At 70.9% G+C, this 21,795-nt stretch carries 18 protein-coding genes, 3 tRNA genes and 1 pseudogene; 9 read left to right on the top strand and 13 right to left on the bottom strand.

Annotated features, from left to right (window positions below; all coding sequences use genetic code 11):
* Positions 1 to 422: 422 nt before the first annotated feature.
* Positions 423 to 836 carry a VOC family protein gene (locus ACFYOP_RS02570; protein WP_356890089.1) on the top strand — a complete coding sequence of 138 codons (414 nt, stop codon included), beginning with the start codon at positions 423 to 425 and terminating at the stop codon, positions 834 to 836.
* A gap of 103 nt (positions 837 to 939) precedes the next feature.
* The gene (locus tag ACFYOP_RS02565) at positions 940 to 1,680 is read left to right on the top strand and encodes a histone deacetylase (protein WP_356890087.1); all 741 of its coding nucleotides are present in this window, start codon (positions 940 to 942) and stop codon (positions 1,678 to 1,680) included.
* Between the two features lie 105 nt (positions 1,681 to 1,785).
* Here ACFYOP_RS02565 and ACFYOP_RS02560 read toward each other — a convergent pair whose 3' ends face one another.
* Both ACFYOP_RS02560 and ACFYOP_RS02555 read right to left on the bottom strand, forming a co-directional pair.
* Positions 1,786 to 2,832, bottom strand: a complete 1,047-nt coding sequence (locus ACFYOP_RS02560; protein WP_356890085.1) for a hypothetical protein — start codon at positions 2,830 to 2,832, stop codon at positions 1,786 to 1,788.
* A gap of 376 nt (positions 2,833 to 3,208) precedes the next feature.
* On the bottom strand, positions 3,209 to 3,793 hold the full coding sequence (locus tag ACFYOP_RS02555; protein ID WP_356890083.1) for a TerD family protein: 585 nt from the start codon (positions 3,791 to 3,793) through the stop codon (positions 3,209 to 3,211).
* Positions 3,794 to 3,973: 180 nt separating this feature from the next.
* Between ACFYOP_RS02555 and ACFYOP_RS02550 the strand changes: the two genes are divergently transcribed.
* Positions 3,974 to 4,507, top strand: coding sequence for a TerD family protein (locus ACFYOP_RS02550; RefSeq protein ID WP_356890081.1), 534 nt, complete (start codon positions 3,974 to 3,976; stop codon positions 4,505 to 4,507).
* A gap of 64 nt (positions 4,508 to 4,571) precedes the next feature.
* Here the strand turns inward: ACFYOP_RS02550 and ACFYOP_RS02545 are convergent, their stop codons facing one another.
* The 6 genes and pseudogenes from ACFYOP_RS02545 to ACFYOP_RS02520 all read right to left on the bottom strand — a co-directional run bounded on the left by ACFYOP_RS02545 (position 4,572) and on the right by ACFYOP_RS02520 (position 7,017).
* Positions 4,572 to 4,988 carry a hypothetical protein gene (locus tag ACFYOP_RS02545; protein WP_356890079.1) on the bottom strand — a complete coding sequence of 139 codons (417 nt, stop codon included), beginning with the start codon at positions 4,986 to 4,988 and terminating at the stop codon, positions 4,572 to 4,574.
* 143 nt (positions 4,989 to 5,131) lie between these two features.
* Positions 5,132 to 5,254 (bottom strand): annotated as a pseudogene (locus ACFYOP_RS02540) (TerD family protein); the annotation flags it as partial.
* Positions 5,245 to 6,432, bottom strand: a complete 1,188-nt coding sequence (locus ACFYOP_RS02535) for a hypothetical protein (protein ID WP_356890077.1) — start codon at positions 6,430 to 6,432, stop codon at positions 5,245 to 5,247. The gene ACFYOP_RS02535 and the pseudogene ACFYOP_RS02540, both read right to left, overlap by 10 nt.
* A 157-nt stretch (positions 6,433 to 6,589) precedes the next feature.
* Positions 6,590 to 6,666: transfer RNA gene (locus tag ACFYOP_RS02530), tRNA-Ile, on the bottom strand.
* 200 nt (positions 6,667 to 6,866) lie between these two features.
* Positions 6,867 to 6,939, bottom strand: a tRNA-Asn gene (locus ACFYOP_RS02525).
* A gap of 5 nt (positions 6,940 to 6,944) precedes the next feature.
* A tRNA-Asn gene (locus tag ACFYOP_RS02520) sits at positions 6,945 to 7,017 on the bottom strand.
* Positions 7,018 to 7,190: 173 nt separating this feature from the next.
* Here ACFYOP_RS02520 and ACFYOP_RS02515 point away from each other — a divergent pair.
* The 4 genes from ACFYOP_RS02515 to ACFYOP_RS02500 all read left to right on the top strand — a co-directional run bounded on the left by ACFYOP_RS02515 (position 7,191) and on the right by ACFYOP_RS02500 (position 12,775).
* Entirely contained in the window at positions 7,191 to 7,490 is a 300-nt protein-coding gene (locus tag ACFYOP_RS02515; RefSeq protein WP_356890075.1) for a YtxH domain-containing protein, read from the top strand.
* Between the two features lie 67 nt (positions 7,491 to 7,557).
* Positions 7,558 to 9,003, top strand: coding sequence for an FGGY family carbohydrate kinase (locus ACFYOP_RS02510; protein ID WP_356890073.1), 1,446 nt, complete (start codon positions 7,558 to 7,560; stop codon positions 9,001 to 9,003).
* A 119-nt stretch (positions 9,004 to 9,122) separates the two neighbouring features.
* Positions 9,123 to 10,856, top strand: coding sequence for an ABC transporter ATP-binding protein (locus ACFYOP_RS02505; protein ID WP_356890071.1), 1,734 nt, complete (start codon positions 9,123 to 9,125; stop codon positions 10,854 to 10,856).
* Positions 10,853 to 12,775, top strand: a complete 1,923-nt coding sequence (locus ACFYOP_RS02500; protein ID WP_356890069.1) for an ABC transporter ATP-binding protein — start codon at positions 10,853 to 10,855, stop codon at positions 12,773 to 12,775. Before ACFYOP_RS02505 ends, ACFYOP_RS02500 begins: the two co-directional genes overlap by 4 nt.
* 328 nt (positions 12,776 to 13,103) lie before the next feature.
* On the opposite strand, the gene ACFYOP_RS02495 is transcribed toward ACFYOP_RS02500, so the two are convergent.
* Complete coding sequence (locus ACFYOP_RS02495; RefSeq protein WP_356890067.1) at positions 13,104 to 14,207, bottom strand: RNA polymerase sigma factor; 1,104 nt, start codon at positions 14,205 to 14,207, stop codon at positions 13,104 to 13,106.
* Positions 14,208 to 14,377: 170 nt separating this feature from the next.
* Between ACFYOP_RS02495 and ACFYOP_RS02490 the strand changes: the two genes are divergently transcribed.
* Both ACFYOP_RS02490 and ACFYOP_RS02485 read left to right on the top strand, forming a co-directional pair.
* Positions 14,378 to 14,992: a hypothetical protein gene (locus tag ACFYOP_RS02490; RefSeq protein WP_356890065.1), complete on the top strand. Its 615-nt coding sequence runs from the start codon at positions 14,378 to 14,380 to the stop codon at positions 14,990 to 14,992.
* A 53-nt stretch (positions 14,993 to 15,045) separates the two neighbouring features.
* Positions 15,046 to 15,963 carry a nucleotidyl transferase AbiEii/AbiGii toxin family protein gene (locus tag ACFYOP_RS02485; protein WP_356890063.1) on the top strand — a complete coding sequence of 306 codons (918 nt, stop codon included), beginning with the start codon at positions 15,046 to 15,048 and terminating at the stop codon, positions 15,961 to 15,963.
* Between the two features lie 6 nt (positions 15,964 to 15,969).
* Here the strand turns inward: ACFYOP_RS02485 and dnaG are convergent, their stop codons facing one another.
* The 4 genes from dnaG to ACFYOP_RS02465 all read right to left on the bottom strand — a co-directional run bounded on the left by dnaG (position 15,970) and on the right by ACFYOP_RS02465 (position 21,593).
* Positions 15,970 to 17,880 carry a DNA primase gene (gene dnaG, locus ACFYOP_RS02480; RefSeq protein WP_356890061.1) on the bottom strand — a complete coding sequence of 637 codons (1,911 nt, stop codon included), beginning with the start codon at positions 17,878 to 17,880 and terminating at the stop codon, positions 15,970 to 15,972.
* 35 nt (positions 17,881 to 17,915) lie between these two features.
* Positions 17,916 to 19,196: an FAD-dependent oxidoreductase gene (locus ACFYOP_RS02475; protein WP_356890059.1), complete on the bottom strand. Its 1,281-nt coding sequence runs from the start codon at positions 19,194 to 19,196 to the stop codon at positions 17,916 to 17,918.
* Between the two features lie 181 nt (positions 19,197 to 19,377).
* On the bottom strand, positions 19,378 to 20,775 hold the full coding sequence (locus ACFYOP_RS02470; protein WP_356890057.1) for a deoxyguanosinetriphosphate triphosphohydrolase: 1,398 nt from the start codon (positions 20,773 to 20,775) through the stop codon (positions 19,378 to 19,380).
* Positions 20,776 to 20,822: 47 nt separating this feature from the next.
* Complete coding sequence (locus tag ACFYOP_RS02465; protein WP_356890055.1) at positions 20,823 to 21,593, bottom strand: sirohydrochlorin chelatase; 771 nt, start codon at positions 21,591 to 21,593, stop codon at positions 20,823 to 20,825.
* Positions 21,594 to 21,795 lie beyond the last annotated feature (202 nt).

The raw sequence follows: 21,795 nt of genomic DNA, 5'->3' as shown, positions 1-21,795 counted from the left end.
TCCATCCATGACAAAGCGGTGGGGGGTTGCTGTGTACGGCCGAAAGGAGTGCGCCGGGTTGGTACATACCTTCGAGCGGGCGGTTCGGCACTCTTTTGGAGTTGACCACCGCAAGGAAATTCGAACAGCTGATCCGAGCAGCGCTTGTTCGGTTGTGAGACGGCTCACCCTTGCACAACTCGCCTGCGACTAACAAGAGTTCCTGAACTCCGACCATTCATGAGGTGCCGGTCAAGACATCTTCCGGGCGAGGACAACGCTTTCTGGAACTCGAGTAAGTACAACAATGCAGAAGCATTGCGACGACCCCGGTTGACGAAGTCGCCGGACCCGTCCGCCCGTGGCCGCGTGTGCGGCGCGGATGAGCGAGGCCCGGGCATTTACCCTGCGGGAACCGGTCCACAGAACAAAAGGATCAGATCATGGCATCTCGCCTGAATCCCTACATCAGCTTCGACGGCAACGCCCGCGAGGCCCTGGAGTTCTACAAGAACGTCCTCGGCGGCAACCTGCGACTGAACACCTTCGGTGATTTCGGCGGACAGGCGCCCGGCGAGGCGGACAAGATCATGCACGGCATGCTCGAGACCGACCGAGGCTTCACCCTGATGGGAGCCGACACCCCGCCCGGCATGGAGTACAAGCCCGGCAACAACCACTCCGTGAGCATCAGCGGCGACGACGCCGACGAGCTCCGCGGCTACTGGGAGAAGCTCTCCGCCGACGGCACGGTGAGCGTCCCGCTGGAGAAGCAGATGTGGGGCGACACGTTCGGCATGTGCACCGACCGGTTCGGCGTCTCCTGGATGGTCGACATCATCGAGCCCCAGGCCTGACCCACCCGCCGGCCGGCCGGATGCGCCGCGCGCACCCGGTCGGCGGTGGTACCCATGGAGGTACGCCCCCGACCGTCGCCGACCGAACGCAGCGGAGCCGTCCGTGGCCACCGTCCACCGCCTCACCCACGCACCGCCCGGGCGGCCGCGTCCCCCGGGCCGGATCTGGTACGCGTCGTACGGCTCGAACATGGACGCCGCCCGGCTGCGGTACTACCTCCGCGGCGGCAGACCGCCCGACGCCGCGCGGACCTACCCCGGCTGCCGCGACCCGCGCCCGCCGCTGCGCTCGGAGGCGATCGAGTTTCCGGGCCTGATGTACTTCGCCACCGAGTCGCCCGTCTGGCGCGGCGGCCGGGCCTTCTACGACGCGGCTGCCGACGGCGCCGTCTGGGGCCGCGCGCACCTCATCACCGCGGGGCAGTTCTCCGACATCGCCACCCAGGAGATGTACGAACCCCCGGGAGCGGACCTCGACTTCGCGGAGGTGCTCGCCGACGGCAGGTCGGTGCTGGGTCCGGGCCGCTACGAGACCCTGGTGCTCCTCGGACATCTCGACGCCGTCCCGGTGCTCACGTTCACCGCGCCGTGGCGTCTGTCGGAGGTGCCCCTGACCAAGCCCTCGGGCCCGTATCTGCTGCATCTGGCCCGCGGGCTGCTCACGGACGGGGTCCGGGACGCGCCGGCCGTGGCGCGCTATCTCGCCCGCCGTCCCGGCGCGGCGGACGCCTGGTCGCCCGGCGAGCTCGCCGCTCTGATCGCGAAGCTGGGCCCCGGCCCCGGGCGGACCGGCCGTCCGTCGCACGGGGTCGGTCGAGTGGCTCGCAACTCGGATACGACCTGAGCTGCGCCACGAGCCGTGGTGGGGCGGGTGGGACTCGAACCACCTGACCGCCGCCGTCGGCTTATGGGCGCCGCGGCGGCCTGCGCCTTCGGCGGGGACCGCTGCCTAATCGCCGCCTCCATCGTCGCCGCCCCCGCCGTCACCTCCGCCATCGCCCCCACCGGCGTCCCCGCCGTCCGCCCCCCAGCCGTCGCCGCCGCCGTGCTCGTTGTCGTCGCTGCCGTGCCCGAGGTTGCTGAACCACGGACGGTCCCACCCTTCGTCGGCGGCGATCGGCTCACCCCCGTTCACCGTGCGACGCTGCGACGGGAACCGTGCCAAGCCCGTCGTGTCCCCTAGCCCGAAGGCGACAGCGAAGACCTGCGCCATGACGGCATCCAGCGGGTCGGGGCTCTCGTACCGCACAGGAACCAGCGGCAGCAGTACCGTGCCCGGCTGGGGTACCGGCCGGCGCGGGGGACGCGTCAGCAGGGCGACACGCCGTTCGTCGCACAGCAGCCACGAACTCACCGCGTTCTCCCGCCGCAGCACCCAGTGCCGCCCGGCCAGGCGCACCTCCACGGAACTCTTGGACTTACGCAGCTTCTTCTTGAGTGCGAGCTCCGCCGCCACGTCGCCGACGGTCAGACACAGGCCCTTGGACGGGTCGGTGGCGTCGCGGTAGAAGCCGTGTGGCGCCCGGATCCCTACAACGGGAGCGTGTGGCCCCCACACGTCCACGCGCACCAGACGCCGGTCCACGACGACGGCGATGGGCCCGGCGGGCCCCGGCGCGAACCGCCGCGCGATCCACAGCGGTACGCCCTCGGCCCGGGCTTGGGCCGCCAGGGCGGCCACCTGCTCGGGCCCGCCACACTGCCGTACCGCCAACTCCCCCAGCTTGCGTGCGAACTCGGCAGCCTGCCGCACCCTCACCGGCGTCGCGGTGCCGGTGACTCGGGTCACCGGGACGACCCCGGGCCCGTCCGCCAGCCGCTCCAGCGGGCGCTCCGCCCCGCCGCCCCCGAGCCAGCACCCGCGCTGGAACGCCTCAGCCATGGCACCGAGGTTCAGCTCACTCGACGGCATGGTCCTGCCGCCACTCCGCAGCCGGTCCTCGGTCAACTCCACGATCCGCGCCAGCGGATTCCACGACCGCTCGCTATAGAGCACCCGGCTCACAACAACCCCCCGTACCTACGCGGTTCAACACAGCCCACCCACACGCCCGCCTCGCCTCGTCACTGGGGTGGCCCGACCAGGACCGCATCCCGCACAAAGGCTCCTCACGCCTGGCGGGGCCGGGCACGCGGGCTGATATCGAACGGCCCCAACTGTCCGAGAGCAGTGCAGAGAAACTGCCCGGCTCTGGACACGGCCTGAATCCGCCCGCGGGGATCGCTCTACGAGGCCCGCCTGCCGTCGTACCGCAACAGCGGCAACGCGCGGACGCCCATGGCTGCCGCCGGTGTCGCGCGACGCGGGCAACCAGCGGCGCGGGACATGTCCCTGGGGCCCTGCCGTTCGGATGCCGTGCTCCAGGAACGTACTACTTGCTGACAGCGAAGCGCATCAGGGCATGCTCGTCACCCTGCTTGATCTTCCCCGTCACGTTGATCACTTCGAGTTTCCACGTGTCGCCCACCCGCGCGGCCTTGGCCACGGCACAGCCGTTGTCCTGGGTGAGCATGCTGGGCCAGATGTCGGCAACCTGCTGAGAACTTCCTCCGGTCGCGTCGTAGACCTTGAAGCTGATGTTGCGCGCCTTCTGGAAGGAGCTGCCCTTCTTGAAAGCTGCGGCGACGAACACGATCGACGTGATGTTGCCCGGGATACGCGCGAACTCGACCGTGACGGTCTCGTCGTCGCCGTCCCCGTGTCCGGTCTGGTTGTCGCCGCTGTGCACCAGGGAGCCGTTGCCCAGGGGGTCCAGCGAGTCGAGGCCGGCCAGGCGCACCGGGTCCCCGTCGTGCATGGCGATGGCGATCAGGTCCAGGTCCGTACCGGTTTTTCGGCGGAGCCGGCCCATGACACCGCCGCTGCTGCCGGCAGTGGGATCCCATGACGCACCTATGGACAGATGCGTCACTCCGCCCAGATCTGCCGGACCGTCTTCCTTCGTGAGCGTGATCATGCGTTAGTCATCCTTCTGTCAATCGGACTGCAACACCCAGAGTGTGCCTGGCGTCTTCGTGGTTCCGTGTGACGGGGTCCTCATGAGTGCTCCATGGGTGGGAAGCGGACCGCAGGCGGGCAGATAGCCATAGCCGTAGTACAGAACACGTTCCGCGGCCCAGTTCGGGAGGAGAGTCCGGTGAGCAGCGTCAGCAACAGACTCAGGAAGGTCGAGGTGAAGCTCCGATGGGACCCGAGCCCCTGGGGCCGGCCGCCTCATCATCTCGACATCATCGCCACGACCTATACAGAGGAGGATCCATACGGACAGCCCTCCTATGTCGTCCACTTCGACAGCCGGTCGCCGGACGGCACCATCAATCTGAGCCGACACAGCCAGACCGGTCAGGGCTTCGGCTTCGTCGAGGTCATGACCCTGGAGCTCGATCGGCTGGCTCTCTCTTACGCGCGCGTGGTGGTGGGCGTGGCCATTCACCAACGCGGCGGCCGCAGGACCTTCGCCGACATAACGAACACCGAAGTACTCGTCGTCGAGGGCTACACGAAGCTGGTGACAGACGACTTCGCACAGGTGGGAGGATCCACCGCGGCGACCGTCGTGGAGTTCACCCGTGACGACTCCGGTGGATGGGAGCTCCGCGAAGCGCTCCGCGGGTTCGACACCGATCCGGTCTCCTTCGCCGCGGAAATGGGCCGAAGACAGCAGACCTGACCAGGCAACGCCAGAGGGGTGGCACGGCCACCGGCCCCACCACCCCTCCGTCGGCGGGTGACCGTCAAGTGCCCTCCCGGACGTGGTGATCGCCGCCCCCGGCGGTCGCCGTATCGGACCAGCGGTCCGTCAGCTCCTCCGCGTACACCTGTGACAGCGGCTGCGGCCCCACATACTGCTGGCAGTTGCACTGTCCCGCTTCGAAGCGCAGCGGCTTCTTGTTCTCGTCCCAGGCGGTCGGCACCTCGACGCGCTCGTGGCACCTGCCCTGCTTGTCGTGCTTGGCAAGATGGTGTGCACAACCGCACACCGGCTCCGGCGACTTGTGCGCCTCCTCGAGAGCCAGCCGTTCCTGTTTCGCCGCCGCCAGCAGCTCGAGCCTGCGCTCATGCCGGTTGCGCAACGCGGTACGGACAGTATCGGCGGCCCATGCGAAGCCGCCTGTCCAGAAGAGGATGAGCACCCACCAGAACCAGTCCATCAGTCGTCCTTCCCCCTGCGCTGCCGTGCGCTGCTCGGTGCCGGATACGTGCCCCGAAGCGCCCCTGGTTCAGGATAGGCATCGGCTCGGCTGGATACGCCGACGGTGTCGCGTCATCCCGGGGGTGCGGATTCCGAGATCGGTCAGACGTTGACGCCGTAGTCGGAGGCGATCCCGGCCAGGCCGGAGGCGTAACCCTGGCCGACACCTCGGAACTTCCATTCCGCACCGTGGCGGTAGAGCTCGCCGAAGATCATCACGGCTTCCAGGGCCTTGAGGCGGAGTTTGCCGGCCAGCAGATCACCGGCAAGCTCGTGGATGAGCCGGGCGGTGCGGTGTTCCCCAGGCAGAACGGCACGCTGGGCGAGCGCGGCGCGTGCGCATCGTCGGCCAGAGGCTGCGCCAGGGCGGTTGGCCCAGCGCCTGCAGGTAGTCGGCGATGCGCGCGGCGCCCGCGTGGCGGATTTCGGTCGGGGTGACGTAGTGGCCGCCGCGATCCGGTTCGCCCGGGAGCGGGGGCTGACCATCGCCGTACGGCGCGGCGGGCACGGCCGTGCATGACGCACGGCATGGTGGTGGATCTGGTGAGGGGCATCGGCATCGACCCGACACGGCGGACCGAGACCGTCGAAGCTGGCGCGCGCTGGGGCGAGCTCGACGCCGCCACCCAGGCTTTCCGGCTCGCGGTCACCGGTGGGGCATGTCCCACACGGGGATCTCCGAGCTCACGCTGGGCGGCGGTCTGGGCTGGCTGATGCGCCGCCACGGACTGGGGTCGCAGGGCGGTTATCTCGCCCCGTCTGAGGCCGGTGCTCACCAGGGCATCGACGATGTCGACGGCGTCGGCGCGCACGTGTGTCTTGAGGAGTGCGTACTCCTCGGGTTCGAGGAAGACCTCGTCGTCCTCGCTGTCGTTCCCCTTGGGCAGGCGGGTGTGCGCGCAGGGGTTCGAGTCGCGCAGGGCGGGATCGGCGCTCACGGCGGACTGGAAGATGCTGTAGAGCAGGCCGTGGAGGTTGGCGATCGTCTTCGGCGCGTACGGCCGGCGCTTGGTGCCGGCCGGGTGCAGGGGGCCGGGTCGCCCGTTCTGGAGATCCAGAATCCACTGGCTGACGTGGTCCCGGGTGAGTCTGTGCCCCCGGTCCGAGACGGACAGCTCGCCGAACCACGGGACCATGTGGTTGTCGATGAATCTGGTGCAGTTGGTTCTCGTGTGCTCGGATATGTCCGTCAGCAGCCCCACGTAGGCGTGCGCGTAGACGGGGAACTTCTCCGAGTCCGGCATCTCAGGCTCGCCCGGCTTGACGAAACCCTCGCCCTTGCCCCACTCCGGCGGCCATTGCTGTCCGTGACCGTCCACCAGGTCGCGGAAACGTTTCGCCGCGCCTTCGTCGTCGAAGGTCTCGTGCTGGGTCTGCCCGTTCGGGAGCCACCAGTCCGCCACATCGCGGTGTAGGAGGGGTCGCCGCTCAGGCGTTCGTCGGTCCTGACGTAAGCCATAGGAAGGAGCCTACGGCGAGTCGGTGCAGCGTTCGTGCGGCGAACGGCGGGGCCCGACTAGCCTTGAAACGACGTTTTCGCAGGTTACGACGTTTCTGCTGTGGTGGGGCGGGTGGGACTCGAACCCACGGCCGACGGATTATGAGTCCGCTGCTCTAACCGGCTGAGCTACCGCCCCTAACGGCGCGTCGCGCACACTTGTGCGCGCCGTCTGCCGCAGCATAGCCGGTCATACGATCTCCTGCTCCGCATGGGCGACCACGTCTGACCATGAGGACTGCGCTGCCGCCTGCGCGGTTCCGGATGCAGCGCAGAACACATGAAAGTCACACGAACCGGATACGAGAAGAGGGCCCCGAGGGGCCCTCTTCTCGCCTGCTCCCCCGGCTGGACTCGAACCAGCAACCCTCCGGTTAACAGCCGAATGCTCTGCCAATTGAGCTACAGGGGACTGCGCTCCCCCGACTGGACTCGAACCAGTAACCTGCCGGTTAACAGCCGGCTGCTCTGCCAATTGAGCTACAGGGGATTGCTGCGTGTGCACCGAACGTACCTACCCGGGGCATCCCAGGGGGCGTGCGCTCGCTGCGACACATACATTAGCGCAAGCAGGGGGGTGCTCCGCCAATCGGTACGGCGCCGGGTGATCACAGCTCCCGACGGGTAGGCGGGCAGCACCGACGCAACGGAAGGGTGTCACCCATGCGGTACAAGCTCACGTTCGTCGCCGGACTGGCCATCGGCTTCGTGCTCGGGACACGGGCCGGGCGCGAGCGCTACGAACAGCTCAAGAAGTCCGCGCGTCAGATCTCGCAGAACCCCGCCGTCCGCAACGCGGCCGAATCCGCCGCGCTGGGCGGCCGTGAAGCGGCCGGCAAGGCCTACCACGCCGTCAGCGACAAGGTCGGCGACCGGGTGCCCGAGTCCGTGGCGGGCCGGGTACGGGCGCTCCGGGAGCGGGGCGCCGGGGCCGAGGACGACTGGGGAACCACCAACACCTGAGGCGGCCGGTGCCGGGCCTCGGCACGCGTGACGTCACCCAGGGCCCGCGTACGGCAGAATTCCGGACATGGGGATAGTCGCTGGGTTGGACAGTTCATCCGGGTTCACGCGCATCGTCGTCTGCGACGCGGACACGGGTGCGGTGCTGCGCCAGGGGTATGCGCCGCACCCCGTCGAGCCCAAGGCCACCGAGATCGATCCGCAGGCGTGGCTGCTCTCGCTCGGCGAGGCGGCCACCGGCGGTCTGCTGGAGGGCGTGCAGGCCATCGGCGTGTCCGCGCAGCAGCACGGCCTGATCACGCTGGACGCTCAGGACGCTCCGGTACGGCCGGCGCTGCTCGGCAACGACAAACGCGCGCAGGTCGCCGCCGCCGATCTCATCGACGCGCTCGGCGGCCGGCAGGCCTGGGCGGAGGCCGTCGGTTCCGTACCGCAGGCCGGGCAGCCGGTGGCGAAGCTCCGCTGGCTCGCCCGCGCCGAGCCCGAAGCGGCCCGCCAGGTCGCCGCCGTCATGCAGCCGCACGACTGGCTGGTGTGGCAGCTGCTGGGCCGGCCCTCCCGCAAGACCACGGACCGCGGCGGCGCGTCGGGCACCGGCTACTGGTCCGCGGGCACGGGGGCGTACCGAGTCGATCTCGTGGAGCTGGCGCTCGGACGGCCGTGCGCGCTGCCGGACGTGCTCGGACCGGCGGAGGCCGCGGGCACCACGCCGGAAGGGCTGCTGATCTCCGCGGGCACCGGCGAGACCATGGCGGCGGCCTTCGGCCTCGGCGTGGCCGTCGGGGACGCGGTGGTCTCGCTGGGGGCCTCCGGCTCCGTGATGGCGGTGCACCACGAGGCGCTGCCCGACCCGAGCGGGATGATCACGTCGTTCGCCGACGCGACCGGGATGCATCTGCCGGTCGTGCACACGCTCAACGCCGTACGGGCCCTGCGTGGCAGTGCCGAGATGCTGGGCGTCGCCGATCTCCAGGAGCTCTCGGCACTGGCGCTGAAGTCGACGCCCGGCTCGTCCGGGCTGGTGCTGCTGCCGTACCTCGAGGGTGAGCGGACCCCGCAACTGCCGCACACCGCAGGCACGCTGACCGGTCTGCGCCGCGAGTCGATGAAGCCGGAGCACCTGGCGCGCGCCTCGTTCGAGGGCATGCTCTGCTCGCTGGCGGACGCGATGGACGTGCTGCGCGGGCGCGGCGTGGAGGTACGCCGGGTGTTCCTGCTCGGCGCGGCCGCCGAGCTGCCGGCGGTACAGGCCCTGGCGCCGGCGATCTTCGGAGCACAGGTGGTCGTGCCGCAGCCGGCGGACTACGCGGCGCTGGGCGCGGCCCGGCAGGCCGCCTGGGCGCTGGGGGCCGCGCAGGGCACGCTGTCGCCGCAGGCGCCGCCGGCCTGGCAGGGAGCGGCGGCGCAGGTGTTCGAGCCGGGTGAGGAGCTGGCGATCGGTCAGGCGGTGCGTCAGCAGTACGGCGCGACGCGGGACGAGATCCATCCGGGGGCGTTCACGACCGGGCCGTAAGGTCCCGCGCGGTCGTACAAGCTGCTCTTCGCCGCTGCTTGTGGAAAACCCTTCGGGTTTGCCGACCGGGTGTCGGAAGATGGGGTGACCCCGATCTTGCCGAGCCCGAGAGACAGCGCGTGCTGATAAGACTGATGCGGAGCTACCTCAGTCCGTACAAGAAACCCATTGGCCTCCTGGTGGCGCTGCAACTGCTGCAGACCAGCGCCACCCTCTATCTGCCCACCCTCAACGCGGACATCATCGACAACGGTGTCGTGAAGGGCGACACGGGCTACATCCTGGGCCTCGGCGGCGTGATGATCGGCGTCAGCTTCGTCCAGGTGTTCTGCAACATCGGAGCGGTGTTCTACGGCGCGCGGACGGCGGCCGCCCTCGGCCGCGACGTCCGGGCGGACGTCTTCGGCCGGGTGCAGAGCTTCTCCGCCCGCGAGGTCGGCCACTTCGGTGCGCCGTCGCTCATCACCCGCACCACCAACGACGTCCAGCAGGTCCAGATGCTGGTGCTGATGGCGTTCACGCTGATGGTGTCGGCGCCGATCATGTGCGTCGGCGGCATCGTCATGGCGCTCGGCCAGGACGTGCCGCTGTCTGCGGTGCTGCTGGCGGTCGTGCCGGTGCTCGGCATCTGCGTCTCGCTGATCGTGCGGAGGATGCGGCCGCTGTTCCGCACCATGCAGGAGCGGCTCGACACGGTGAACCGGGTGCTGCGCGAGCAGATCACCGGCAACCGCGTGATCCGCGCCTTCGTCCGGGACGAGTACGAGAAGAAGCGCTTCCGCGGGGCGAACGAAGAGCTGACCGACGTGTCGATGTCCACCGGCCGGCTGATGGCGCTGATGTTCCCGACGGTGATGACGGTGGTCAACGTCTCGTCCGTCGCCGTCGTCTGGTTCGGCGCCCATCGCATCGACAGCGGTGCCATACAGATCGGCGCGCTCACGGCGTTCCTCGCGTATCTGATGCAGATCGTGATGGCCGTGATGATGGCCACCTTCATGTTCATGATGGTGCCGCGCGCCGAGGTGTGCGCCGAGCGCATCCAGGAGGTGCTGGACACCGACTCGAGCGTGGTGCCGCCGCTCGCTCCGGTGACGGCGCTGCGCGACCGCGGGCACCTCGAGGTGCGGGGCGTCGACTTCGGCTACCCGGGCGCCGAGGAGCCGGTGCTGCGCGGCATCGACCTGGTGGCGCGCCCGGGCGAGACGACCGCGATCATCGGCTCGACGGGCAGCGGCAAGTCGACGCTGCTCGGCCTCGTTCCCCGGCTCTTCGACGTGACGAACGGGGAGGTCCTCGTCGACGGAGTCGATGTGCGCGACCTGGACCCGGCGCTGATGGCGAGGACCGTGAGCCTCGTACCGCAGAAGCCGTACCTCTTCTCCGGGACCGTGGCGACCAATCTGCGCTACGGGAAGCCCGATGCCGACGACGACGAGCTGTGGCAGGCGCTCGAGGTGGCGCAGGCGGCCGACTTCGTGCGCGGACTGGAGGGCGGACTGAACGCGCCCATCGCCCAGGGCGGCACCAACGTCTCCGGCGGGCAGCGCCAGCGGCTCGCCATCGCGAGGACTCTGGTGCGGCGGCCGGAGATCTATCTGTTCGACGACTCCTTCTCGGCGCTCGACTACGCCACGGACGCGGCGCTGCGCGCGGCGCTGGCCCGCGAGACCGCGGAGGCGACCGTGGTCATCGTCGCGCAGCGGGTGTCTACCATCCGCGACGCGGACCGGATCGTGGTCCTCGACGAGGGACGGATCGTGGGGGCGGGCAGCCACCACGAACTGATGCGGAGCAATGAGACGTACCGGGAGATCGTGCTCTCGCAGCTGACGGAGGCTGAGGCCGCATGAGCGGGCCGGGTGGACGCATGATGACGGGGCCCGTCGAGCGGTCGATGGACTTCAAGGGCTCGGGCAAGCGGCTGCTGCGGCAGCTCGCGCCGGAGCGGGCGACGCTGTGGGTGATGCTCGCCGCCGGTGTGCTGAGCGTGGCCTTCGCGGTGGTCGGACCGAAGATCCTCGGCCGGGCGACCGACCTGATCTTCGCGGGGATCGTCGGCCGGGAGATGCCGGCCGGCGCCTCCAAGGAGCAGGCCGTGGAGGGCATGCGGCAGGACGGCGGCGACGGCCTGGCCGACATGCTCTCCGGTGTGGACTTCGTCCCGGGCCGCGGCATCGACTTCGACGCCGTGGGCGATGTCCTGCTGCTGGCGCTGGCCGTGTACGTGGCGGCGGGGCTGACGATGCTGGTGGCGACACGCCTGTCGATCAAGGTGATCAACCGGAGCGTGTACCGGATGCGCGAGGAGGTGCAGGCGAAGCTGTCACGGCTGCCGCTGTCGTACTTCGACAAGTCGAAGCGCGGCGAGGTGCTGAGCCGTGCCACGAACGACATCGACAACATCTCGCAGACCCTCCAGCAGACGATGGGGCAGATGATCAACTCGCTGCTGACCATCGTCGGCGTGCTGGCGATGATGTTCTGGATCTCACCGCTGCTGGCGCTCGTCGCGCTGGTGACCGTGCCGGTGTCGGTGTTCGTGGCGGCCAAGGTCGGCAAGCGTTCGCAGCCGCAGTTCGTGGCGCAGTGGAAGTCGACGGGCACGCTCAACGCGCACATCGAGGAGATGTACACGGGACATGCGCTGGTGAAGGTCTTCGGCCGCCAGGAGGAGTCGGCGCAGGCGTTCGCGGAGCAGAACGAGGCGCTGTACGAGGCCGGATTCAAGGCGCAGTTCAACAGCGGCATGATGCAGCCGCTGATGTTCTTCGTCTCCAACCTGAACTATGTGCTGGTGGCGGTCGTCGGCGGTCTGCGGGTCGCGTCCGGTGCGCTGTCGATCGGTGACGTGCAGGCGTTCATCCAGTACTCCCGGCAGTTCTCGATGCCGCTGACGCAGGTCGCCTCGATGGCGAATCTGGTGCAGTCGGGTGTCGCCTCCGCGGAGCGGATATTCGAGCTCCTCGACGCGGAGGAGCAGGAGGCGGACGCGCCGTCCGCGAAGCGGCTCGGGCGGCCGCGGGGCCGGGTGTCGCTGGAGCGGGTCTCCTTCCGGTACGAGCCGGACAAGCCGCTCATCGAGGACCTGTCGCTGACGGTGGAGCCGGGGCAGACGGTCGCCATCGTCGGCCCGACCGGCGCGGGCAAGACGACGCTGGTCAATCTGCTGATGCGGTTCTACGAGGTGACCGGCGGGCGGATCGCGCTCGACGGGGTCGACGTCGCGAAGACGTCCCGGGAGGACCTGCGCTCCGGCATCGGGATGGTGCTGCAGGACACCTGGCTGTTCGGCGGCACGATCGCGGAGAACATCGCGTACGGGGCGTCGCGGGACGTGTCCCGCGAGGAGATCGAGGAGGCGGCGCGGGCCGCGCACGCGGACCGCTTCATCCGCACCCTGCCCGACGGCTACGACACGGTCATCGACGAGGAGGGCGCGGGCGTCAGCGCGGGCGAGAAGCAGTTGATCACGATCGCGCGGGCGTTCCTGTCCGACCCGGTGATCCTGGTGCTGGACGAGGCGACGAGCTCCGTCGACACGCGTACGGAGGTGCTGATCCAGAAGGCGATGGCGCGGCTCGCCCACGGCCGCACGAGCTTCGTGATCGCGCACCGGCTCTCCACGATCCGGGACGCGGACGTGATCCTGGTGATGGAGGACGGCGCGATCGTCGAGCAGGGCACGCATGAGGAGTTGCTGACGGTGGGGGGCGCGTATGCGCGGCTGTACTCGGCGCAGTTCGCGCAGGCGGTGGTGGAGGTGGAGTAACGCGGGGCGGGTCGCCCCTGCGGGGCCGTTTCCCCACCCCTTCCCCGGCTGTACCGGATGTGCGGCTCCGTCCGCGTGGGGCCAAGCCCCGGACCCCTACCGCCCTCCGGGCGGCGGGCCGGGCTCCGCCCGGGCCCGGTACCGCGCTTCGCGCGGTGGCCTCAATCGCCGGCCGGGCTGGAGTTGCCCGGCAACTTCAGCCTCGCCGGCGTTCGAGGCGCGGGGTTCGGGGAGCGCCCCGACAAGACCGGCTCGCCCGGGGGCCCCACGGCCGCCAGGCCGTGGGGGGAGATTGAGGCGGCGGGGGCCCGGGGCCGCAACGCCGCGGTCAGTCCAGGTAGCCGCGGAGTTGGTCCGCGAACGCGTGGTCGCGGAGCTTGTTGAGGGTCTTGGACTCGATCTGGCGGATGCGTTCACGCGTCACGCCGAAGAGGCGGCCGATCTCCTCCAGCGTGCGCGGGCGCCCGTCGTCGAGGCCGTAGCGGAGTTGGACCACCTTGCGTTCGCGCTCGCCGAGCGTGGACAGCACCGCGTCCAGGTGCTCGCGCAGCAGGAGGAACGCGGCGGACTCGACGGGCGACGCCGCGTCGCGGTCCTCGATGAGGTCGCCGAGGGCGACGTCGTCCTCCTCGCCCACCGGGGCGTGCAGTGACACCGGTTCCTGGGCCAGCCGCAGGACTTCGCTGACCCGCTCCGGGGTCAGTTCGAGGTGGCTCGCGACCTCCTCGGGGGTGGGTTCGTAGCCGCGTTCCTGGAGCATGCGGCGCTGGACCCGCACCACCCGGTTGATGAGTTCGACGACGTGCACGGGCACCCGGATGGTGCGGGCCTGGTCCGCGAGGGCGCGGGACATGGCCTGGCGGATCCACCATGTCGCGTACGTCGAGAACTTGTAGCCCCGGGCGTAGTCGAACTTCTCGACCGCTCTGATCAGGCCGAGGTTCCCCTCCTGGACCAGGTCCAGCATGGTCAGTCCGCGGCCCACGTACCGCTTGGCGACGGACACGACGAGCCGTAGGTTCGCCTCGATCAGGCGGCGTTTGGCCATCCGGCCCATGACCACGAGGCGGTCGAGGTCGACGGCGAGCTGCGAGTCGGGGTCGACGGTGCTCGCGAGCTTCTCCTCCGCGAAGAGCCCCGCCTCGACCCGCCGGGCGAGGTCCACCTCCTCCGCGGCGGTGAGCAGGGGGATGCGGCCGATCTCCCGCAGATACTGGCGGAAGAGGTCCGAGGACGGGCCGCTGTCGGTGTACCGCCCCGTGCGCCGCGGCGGCTCGGGAGGTTCGGGCTCCACGGCTTCCTCGACCAGGTTCGGCGGCAGGGCTTCGGGGTGCCCTGCGGGCAGGCCCTGCGCGGGCACCTGTTCGACCGCGGCGGCGACGACCGCGGCGACGGCGTCGGTATGGGTCTCGGACAGGGTCTGGGTCTGCACGGGGCGACCTCCAGGTGATCGCTGCCGGTCGGGGGGCCCTACGCACCGCACCCCAGTGTGGGGTACGACACATCGCTGCCACGAGGGGCGTGCGACGACTTTTTGAGACCCGTGCGTGACCGGCCGGTTACTCGGATGCCCGTCGTACCTGGGTCTGGGAGACTCTGCCGGTGCGTGAGAGCTGTGAGTACGAGACCCATGTGACGGTGCGCTGCGCCGACGAGGCCGGCCGTGACCGGCTCGACGCCTGGGCACGGGCCGCGGGGCTGAAGGTGACACGGATCGTGCTGGCCCGGGGGCGGATGGTCCGGCAGCCGATGCTGACATCGAGGGGCCGGGACGGGCTCGCCGGGCAACGGGCCGCCGCACAGGCGCTGGTGACGCGGTTGCGGGCGGACGGGTTCGATCCGGTGCGGGTGAAGATCGAGTCCGTCCCGTGGGCGCCGGAGGTCCGGCCCGACGGGGAGGGCTACTTCGAGCACCATCTCAAGCTGCTGCTGGACGAGGACTTCGACCGCGAGGCGCTGACCGCGCTCGCCGTCCGGCACGGGGCGCATCTGTCGTGGAACGCCCGCCGGGTGGCGGCCGGGGGCCGGCACGAGCGGTTCGTCACGCAGCGGTGCCGCGGAGTGTCGGCGCGTCAGGCGGGACGGTCGTGCGACGCGCTCGTCGCGGAGTTGCGAGGCGCCGGCCACGAAATCGTCGGTGAGGAGCGGGAGTTCGTGCTGTACGACAGTGATCTGTCGGTGGACGACGGCTGGATCGAAGAGGGGGCGGCACAGTGACGGGGAACGGCAGACGGCCGATACCGGGTGGGCCGGAGTACCGGACCGAGCCGGTGGAGGAGACTCGGCGGCGCGGCTCGCAGCTGCCGCGCACGCTGCAGGTGGGCATGGACCACGCGGGCGCGCGGCGCCAGGTGTTCGACCCGGCGCTGAAGCACTTCCACCGGGCGTTCCGGCCGCTGGACGCCGACGCGCCCGACGCCGCGGCCTGGCAGGCGGCGCGGCGTACCGCGCTGGAGACGGTCCTGGCGGGCGTCGCGGGGTCGGGTCGGGCCGATTCGCTGGTGCTGCGCGGCAGCATGCCGCTGTCGGTCTGGTTCGGGCAGGAGGCGCGGGAGCCGAAGGACCTCGACTTCGTGGTCGTGCCCGCCGACTGGAACATCGAGGAGGAGCGCACCGGCGCGATGCTGCACGAGATCGCGGCGGCGGCCCAGCGCGTGGCCGAGGAGCGGGGCGGCCCGCTGACGATCGACGCGGGCGGCGCCGAGTCCGAGTACATCTGGACGTACGACCGGGTGCCGGGGCGGCGGATGGTGCTGCCGTGGCAGGCGCCCGGTCTGCCCGGCGGCCAGGTCCAGCTCGACTTCGTCTTCAACGAGCGGCTGCCGGTCGACCCGGTCACCGTGGCGGTCGCGGACACCGAACTGTGGGCGGCGAGCCCGGAGCTCTCCCTGGCCTGGAAGGTCCAGTGGCTGCTCACCGACTGCTACACACAGGGCAAGGACCTCTACGACGCCGCCCTGCTCGCGGAGCGCCACCCGTTGCGGTACGAGCTGCTCCACGAGGTGTTCCGGCTCTCCGGCGAGTGGCCGTACCCGCAGCATGAGGAGGTCGGCTTCGCGGACGTCGAGGACGCGCTCCGGTATGTGGAGTGGCACCACTTCGCCGCGGACTACCCGCGGTTCGCCGACGACGAGGAGCTGTACGCACGGCGGCTGCTGGCCGCGCTGGCGCCGACGTTCGCCCGCTGACCGGGGCTACAGAGCCGCCGCGCCCTGATTGCGCAGGGACTGCGCGTACTGCTGGAGCACCCACAGCTCGTTCGCGACCGCCGCGTACCGCTCCGGGTCGCCGCCCGCGCCCAGGCGGGCCATCGTGCCCTGGACCTCCCGGATGCGGCGGTCCACGGCGCGCAGGCGGACCTGGACGAGCTGCGTGCCCGCGTAGACCTCGTCGACCGTCCGGGCGTGCACCGATTCCACGGCGAGCTCGGTGACCAGCGCGCGCACCGTGTCGTCGGGGGCGGCGTCGCGGACGCGGGCCACATAGCCGGAGGGGTCGCGGGTGCCCTGCTCGGCGCCGCCCGCCTCCTCGATGGTCCGGCGCACCGCGGCGTACGGCGGGGCCGTGAACTCGTCGACGCCGTACGCGTCGAAGGCCGGCGAGACCAGCTCGGGGTGCTGGAGGGCCAGCTTGAGCAGTTCGCGCTCGGTGCGGTGGGTGGGGCTGCGCAGATTGAGCGCCGGACCCGACGGCGCGGCCGGGGTGGAGGCGGCGGGCGCCTGGCGCTGCGCCCTGGAGGGGCCGCCGCCACGGCCCCCGCGGTCGGAGCCCCGGTCGCGGGCCCAACGGGCGAGCTGGGCGACGCGCTTGACGACGAACTGGGTGTCGAGGATGCCGAGGATGCCGGCGAGCTGCACGGCCGACTCGTGCTGGATGGCGATGTTCTTGATGCCGGCGACGATCGGGGCCGCCTCGTCGAGAGCGGCGGCGCGGCCGGCCGGCGTCTCCAGATTGTGGCGGGTCACCATCTGCCGGATCGCGAACTCGAAGAGGGGCGTGCGCGTCTCGACGAGCTTCTGCACCGACTCGTCCCCCTCCGCGAGCCGCAGCTCGCACGGGTCCATACCGCCTGGGGTGATCGCAATCGACGTCTCCGCCGCGAACTTCTGGTCGTCCTCGAAAGCGCGCAGCGCGGCCTTCTGGCCGGCCGCGTCGCCGTCGAAGGTGAAGATCACCTCGGCGGTGGCGTTGTCCATCAGCAGCCGGCGGAGGATCTTGATGTGGTCGCCGCCGAAGGAGGTGCCGCAGGTGGCGATGGCGGTGGTGACGCCCGCGAGGTGGCAGGCCATGACGTCGGTGTAGCCCTCGACGACGACCGCCGTGCTGGTGCGGGCGATCTCCTTCTTGGCGAGGTCGATCCCGTACAGCACCTGGGACTTCTTGTAGATCGCCGTCTCGGGCGTGTTCAGGTACTTCGGGCCGTTGTCGTCGTCGCGGAGCTTGCGGGCGCCGAAGCCGACGACCTCGCCGGTGATGTCCCGGATGGGCCACATCAGCCGGCCGCGGAAGCGGTCGATGGGGCCGCGGCGGCCCTCCTGCGAGAGACCGGAGAGGGTAAGTTCCTTGTCGCTGAAGCCCTTGCCGCGCAGATAGCGGGTGAGATGGTCCCACCCGGCCGGGCTGTACCCCACCCCGAAGTGCTGGGCGGCGGCCTGGTCGAAGCCGCGCTCCGCGAGGAACGTGCGGCCGATCTCCGCCTCGGGGCCGTCCAGCTGCTCCACGTAGAACTCGGCGGCGACCTTGTGGGCCTCGACCAGCCTGATCCGCTCGCCGCGCTGGTGGCTCGGGTTGTACCCGCCCTCCTCGTAGCGCAGGGTGATGCCCGCCTGGGCGGCGAGGCGCTCGACCGTCTCGGAGAACGAGAGATGGTCGATCTTCATCACGAAGGCGATCGTGTCGCCGCCTTCCTGGCAGCCGAAGCAGTGGAAGAACCCCTTGCTGGGGCTGACCTGGAAGGAAGGAGACTTCTCGTCGTGGAACGGGCACAGGCCCTTGAGGTTTCCCCCGCCCGCGTTGCGCAGCTGGAGATACTCGGAAACGACGGCGTCGATCGGGACCGCGTCCCGAACCGCCTTCACGTCGTCGTCGTTGATCCTGCCTGCCACGCGTGAATTCTACGGTGGCGCTGCGACACTCCTTCTCAGCCGGTGAGGTTCCCGGTTCCGGCGAGGTCGGTGAGGGCCACGGTCGGATCGCCGAGGGCCTGCGGATCCACCTCCGTCCGGCTCCGGATGAGCTGCTGGATCGGCGCGGTGACGTCCCACACATTGACGTTCATCCCGGCCAGCACCCGGCGGTCCTTCAGCCAGAAGGCGATGAACTCCCGCTTGCCCACGTCGCCGCGGAGCACCACCTGGTCGTACGAGCCGGGCGGGGCCCAGCCCGAGTACTCCATGCCCAGGTCGTACTGGTCGGAGAAGAAGTAGGGGACGCGGTCGTAGGTGATGTCCTGGCCGAGCATGGCGCGGGCGGCGGCCGGGCCGCCGTTCAGGGCGTTCGCCCAGTGCTCCACGCGCAGCGGGATGCCGAGCAGCGGGTGGCGCACGGAGGCGACGTCGCCGGCGGCGTGGATGTCCGGGTCCGAGGTGCGCAGGCTCTCGTCCACGGCGATCCCGCCGCCGTGCTCCCGGCCGGCGAGGTCGAGGCCCGCCGCGTCGGCGAGGGCGGTGCGGGGGGCGGCGCCGATCGCGGCCAGCACCTCGTGGGCGGGGTGCTCCTCGCCGTCGTCGGTGCGGGCCGCCAGCACCATGCCGTCCTGGCCGGTGATCTCGGTGAGCCGTGCGCCGAAGTGGAAGCGGACGCCGTGCTCGCGGTGCAGCTCGGCGAAGAACTGGCCGAGCTCCGGGCCGATGGCCTGGTGGAGGGGGGTGGCCTCGGCCTCGATGACGGTCACCTCCGCGCCGTAGCCACGGGCCGCGGCGGCGACCTCGAGGCCGATCCAGCCGCCTCCGGCGATGACCAGGTGGCCGTTGTCGCGGCCGAGTGCGGCCAGCACATGGCGCAGCCGGTCGGCGTGGGCGAGGCGGCGCAGATGGTGGACGCCGGCCAGGCCGGTGCCCGGGACGTCCAGCCGACGGGGCTCGGCGCCGGTGGCCAGCAGCAGCTTGTCGTAGTGGAGGACGGTGCCGTCGCCGAGGCGCACCGAGCGGCTCTCACGGTCGATGGACACGACCGTCTGCCCGAGGTGTAGCTCGATGTCGGCCCGGGCGTACCAGCCGGGCTCGTGGACGAAGGCGCTCTCGCGTTCGCCCTTGCCGGTCAGATACGCCTTGGACAGGGGCGGACGTTCGTAGGGGTGGTCGCGTTCGTCGCCGATGAGGATCACTCGCCCGGTGAATCCTTCGGCACGGAGGGTCTCGGCGGCCTTGGCCCCCGCCAGCCCACCGCCGACGATGACGAATGTCCGATGTGCGTCGACCACGTGATGCCTCCTCGTTGCTTCTACGCAGCGCAGCCTTCAGCGAGCGTCCCGCACGGAGCGTTATGGCGGAAGAGGGAGTGACCCTCCGGCGTGTCAAACAGGGACGAAACGTCCGCTGTGGGACGGGTGTGGGGCGGATGTGCCCGGTTCGGCGGCGCCCGGCGCGACGGGCGGGCGGCCGTCAGCGGCGTCTCGTGAGACGCGCGTGCAGGGTGCGGGCCGACGCGTCGGTCAGGTTCGCGAGCTGGTCGACGATCACCCGCTTGCGGGCCCGGTCGTCCGCCGCGGCCTCGAACATGGCACGGAACTGCGGCTCGAGCGCCTCCGGCGCGCGGGCGGTGAGCGCCTGCGCCAGCTCCGCGAGCACGATGCGCTGGTCGGCGCGGAGCGCCTCCTGCTCGGCGCGCTGCATCACATAGCGGTCCGCGACGGCCTTCAGCACCGCGCACTCGTTGCGCGTGGCGCGCGGGACGACGAGCTCCGCCGCGTAACGCGTGAGCCCGCCCTCCCCGTACGCCTGGCGGGTGGCGGCCTCCGCGGCGAGTGCGAACCGGCCGATGAGCTGGCTGGTGGCGTCCTTCAGACGGGCCTGGGCGACCGCCGAACCGTCGTAGTGGTGCGGCCACCACTCCTGGTCCACGAGCCGGTCCAGCGCCTCGGACAGCTCCTGCGGATCGGTGTCGTGCGGCACGTAACGGCCGATGGCCACGGACCAGATCGCCGCGCGCTCGGTGTCGGAGAGCAGACAGTTGGGGTCGACGTGGCCGGCGTGCAGACCGTCCTCGAAATCATGCACCGAGTACGCGACGTCGTCGGACCAGTCCATCACCTGGGCCTCGAGGCACTTGCGGTACGCGGGGGCCCCGTGACGGGCCCACTCGAAGACCGGCAGGTCGTCCTCGTACACCCCGAACTTGCCAGAGCCCGGCTCGGTGGGGTGGCCGCCGCGCGGCCAGGGGTACTTGGTGGCCGCGTCGAGCGTGGCACGGGTCAGGTTCAGACCGACGCTGACCGGCTCGCCCGTCTCCGGGGAGTGCACGAAACGCTTCGGCTCGATACGGGTCAGCAGCCGCAGCGACTGGGCGTTGCCCTCGAACCCGCCGCAGTCCCGGGCGAACTCGTTCAGCGCCTGTTCGCCGTTGTGGCCGAAGGGCGGGTGCCCCATGTCGTGCGCGAGGCACGCCGCCTCCACCAGGTCCGGGTCGCAGCCGAGCGCCGCGCCCAGCTCCCGGCCCACCTGCGCGCACTCCAGCGAGTGCGTCAGCCGGGTGCGGGGGCTGGCGTCCCAGGCATGGCTGCGGGTGCCGGGGGTGACGACCTGCGTCTTGCCCGCGAGGCGGCGCAGCGCCGAGGAGTGCAACACGCGGGCGCGGTCGCGCTGGAAGGCGGTGCGGCCGGGGCGCTTGTCGGGCTCGGCGGCCCAGCGGTCGACGGCGGAGTCGTCGTAGCCGTCGGGAGCGATGCCGGTTGCAGTGCCTGTGCCGGTTGCGGTGCCTGTGCCGGTCGCTGTGGCTGTGCCGGTTGCGGTGCCTGTGCCGTTGGCCTTGCCTTCGGCGGAGGTGCTGGTGGTGCCGTCCATGCACCGAAGGTAACCGCAGGGGCCGACAGTCCGGCCACACCGGGCGACTACGCGGCGGACAGTTCCAGCCGCCGGGCCGCCCGCGCGGCGCCCTGGAGGCACAGCGCCTCGTCGTAGCGGTGCAGCAGCAGCCGGGCCAGAGCGGGGTGGGTGCCGAGCGGCTCCGCCGCGACGCAGGGCGCGGCGGCGGCGCTGCGGGTCGAGAACAGGCCGGGCGCGGCGAAGTACGAGGCGACCGCGATCCGGCGCCGGCCGCGCGCCTCCAGTGCCTTGACCGCCGCGGGGACGGTGGGCGCGAGAGCCGAGGCGTACGCGGCGACGACCGGCACTCCGCCGAGCCGCTCGGCCAGCATCCCGGCCATCCGCCGGGTGTCCTCGGCGGACCGGGGGTCGCGGGAGCCGGCGGACGCGAGGACGACACCGGCGCTGCCGCTCGCGCCGTCCTCGGGGCGCCAGCCCGCCTCGGCGAGGCGGTCCGCGAGCGCCTCCGCCAGGAGGGGGTGCGGGCCGAGCGGGCGCGCGATCCGGATGTCCGCGCCGGGCAGCGCGGCGGCGGCCTGCGGGAGGTCGTGCCGGACGTGGTACCCCCGGCTGAGCAGCAGCGGCACGAGAACGGCGGGCGTGCCGTCGGGCAGCGCGGCGAGCGTGTCGCCGAGCAGCGGCTCGTTCAGCTCGATGTGGCCGAGGCGGATGTCGAGACCGGGCCGCAGCTCGCGGACCCGGTCGAGTAGCGCGGTGGCGGTACGCACGGCACGCGGGTCGCGGCTGCCGTGTGCGACGGCGACGAGGGCGGGCCGGGTGGCGGCGGTGAAGGCCATGCGGGGTGGGTTCCGTTCAGTCGGACGTGACTCAGCTGGGTGCCGAGCTGAGCGGTGATACGCGTGAGCAAGTCGACGGTGGTGTCGAACTGCGCGGCGGTGTCGACTGCGCTGTCGAACGGCGGGGGCGGGGGCTGGGACTCACGAAGGTGTTCCGGCTCCGTCATGCATCGATGGTGGCGGGCGCAGGTTGCGGGGTTGT

This window comes from Streptomyces sp. NPDC006294 (assembly GCF_042870895.1).
Classification (GTDB): domain Bacteria; phylum Actinomycetota; class Actinomycetes; order Streptomycetales; family Streptomycetaceae; genus Streptomyces.
This window is presented reverse-complemented; position numbering and strand designations above follow the sequence as displayed.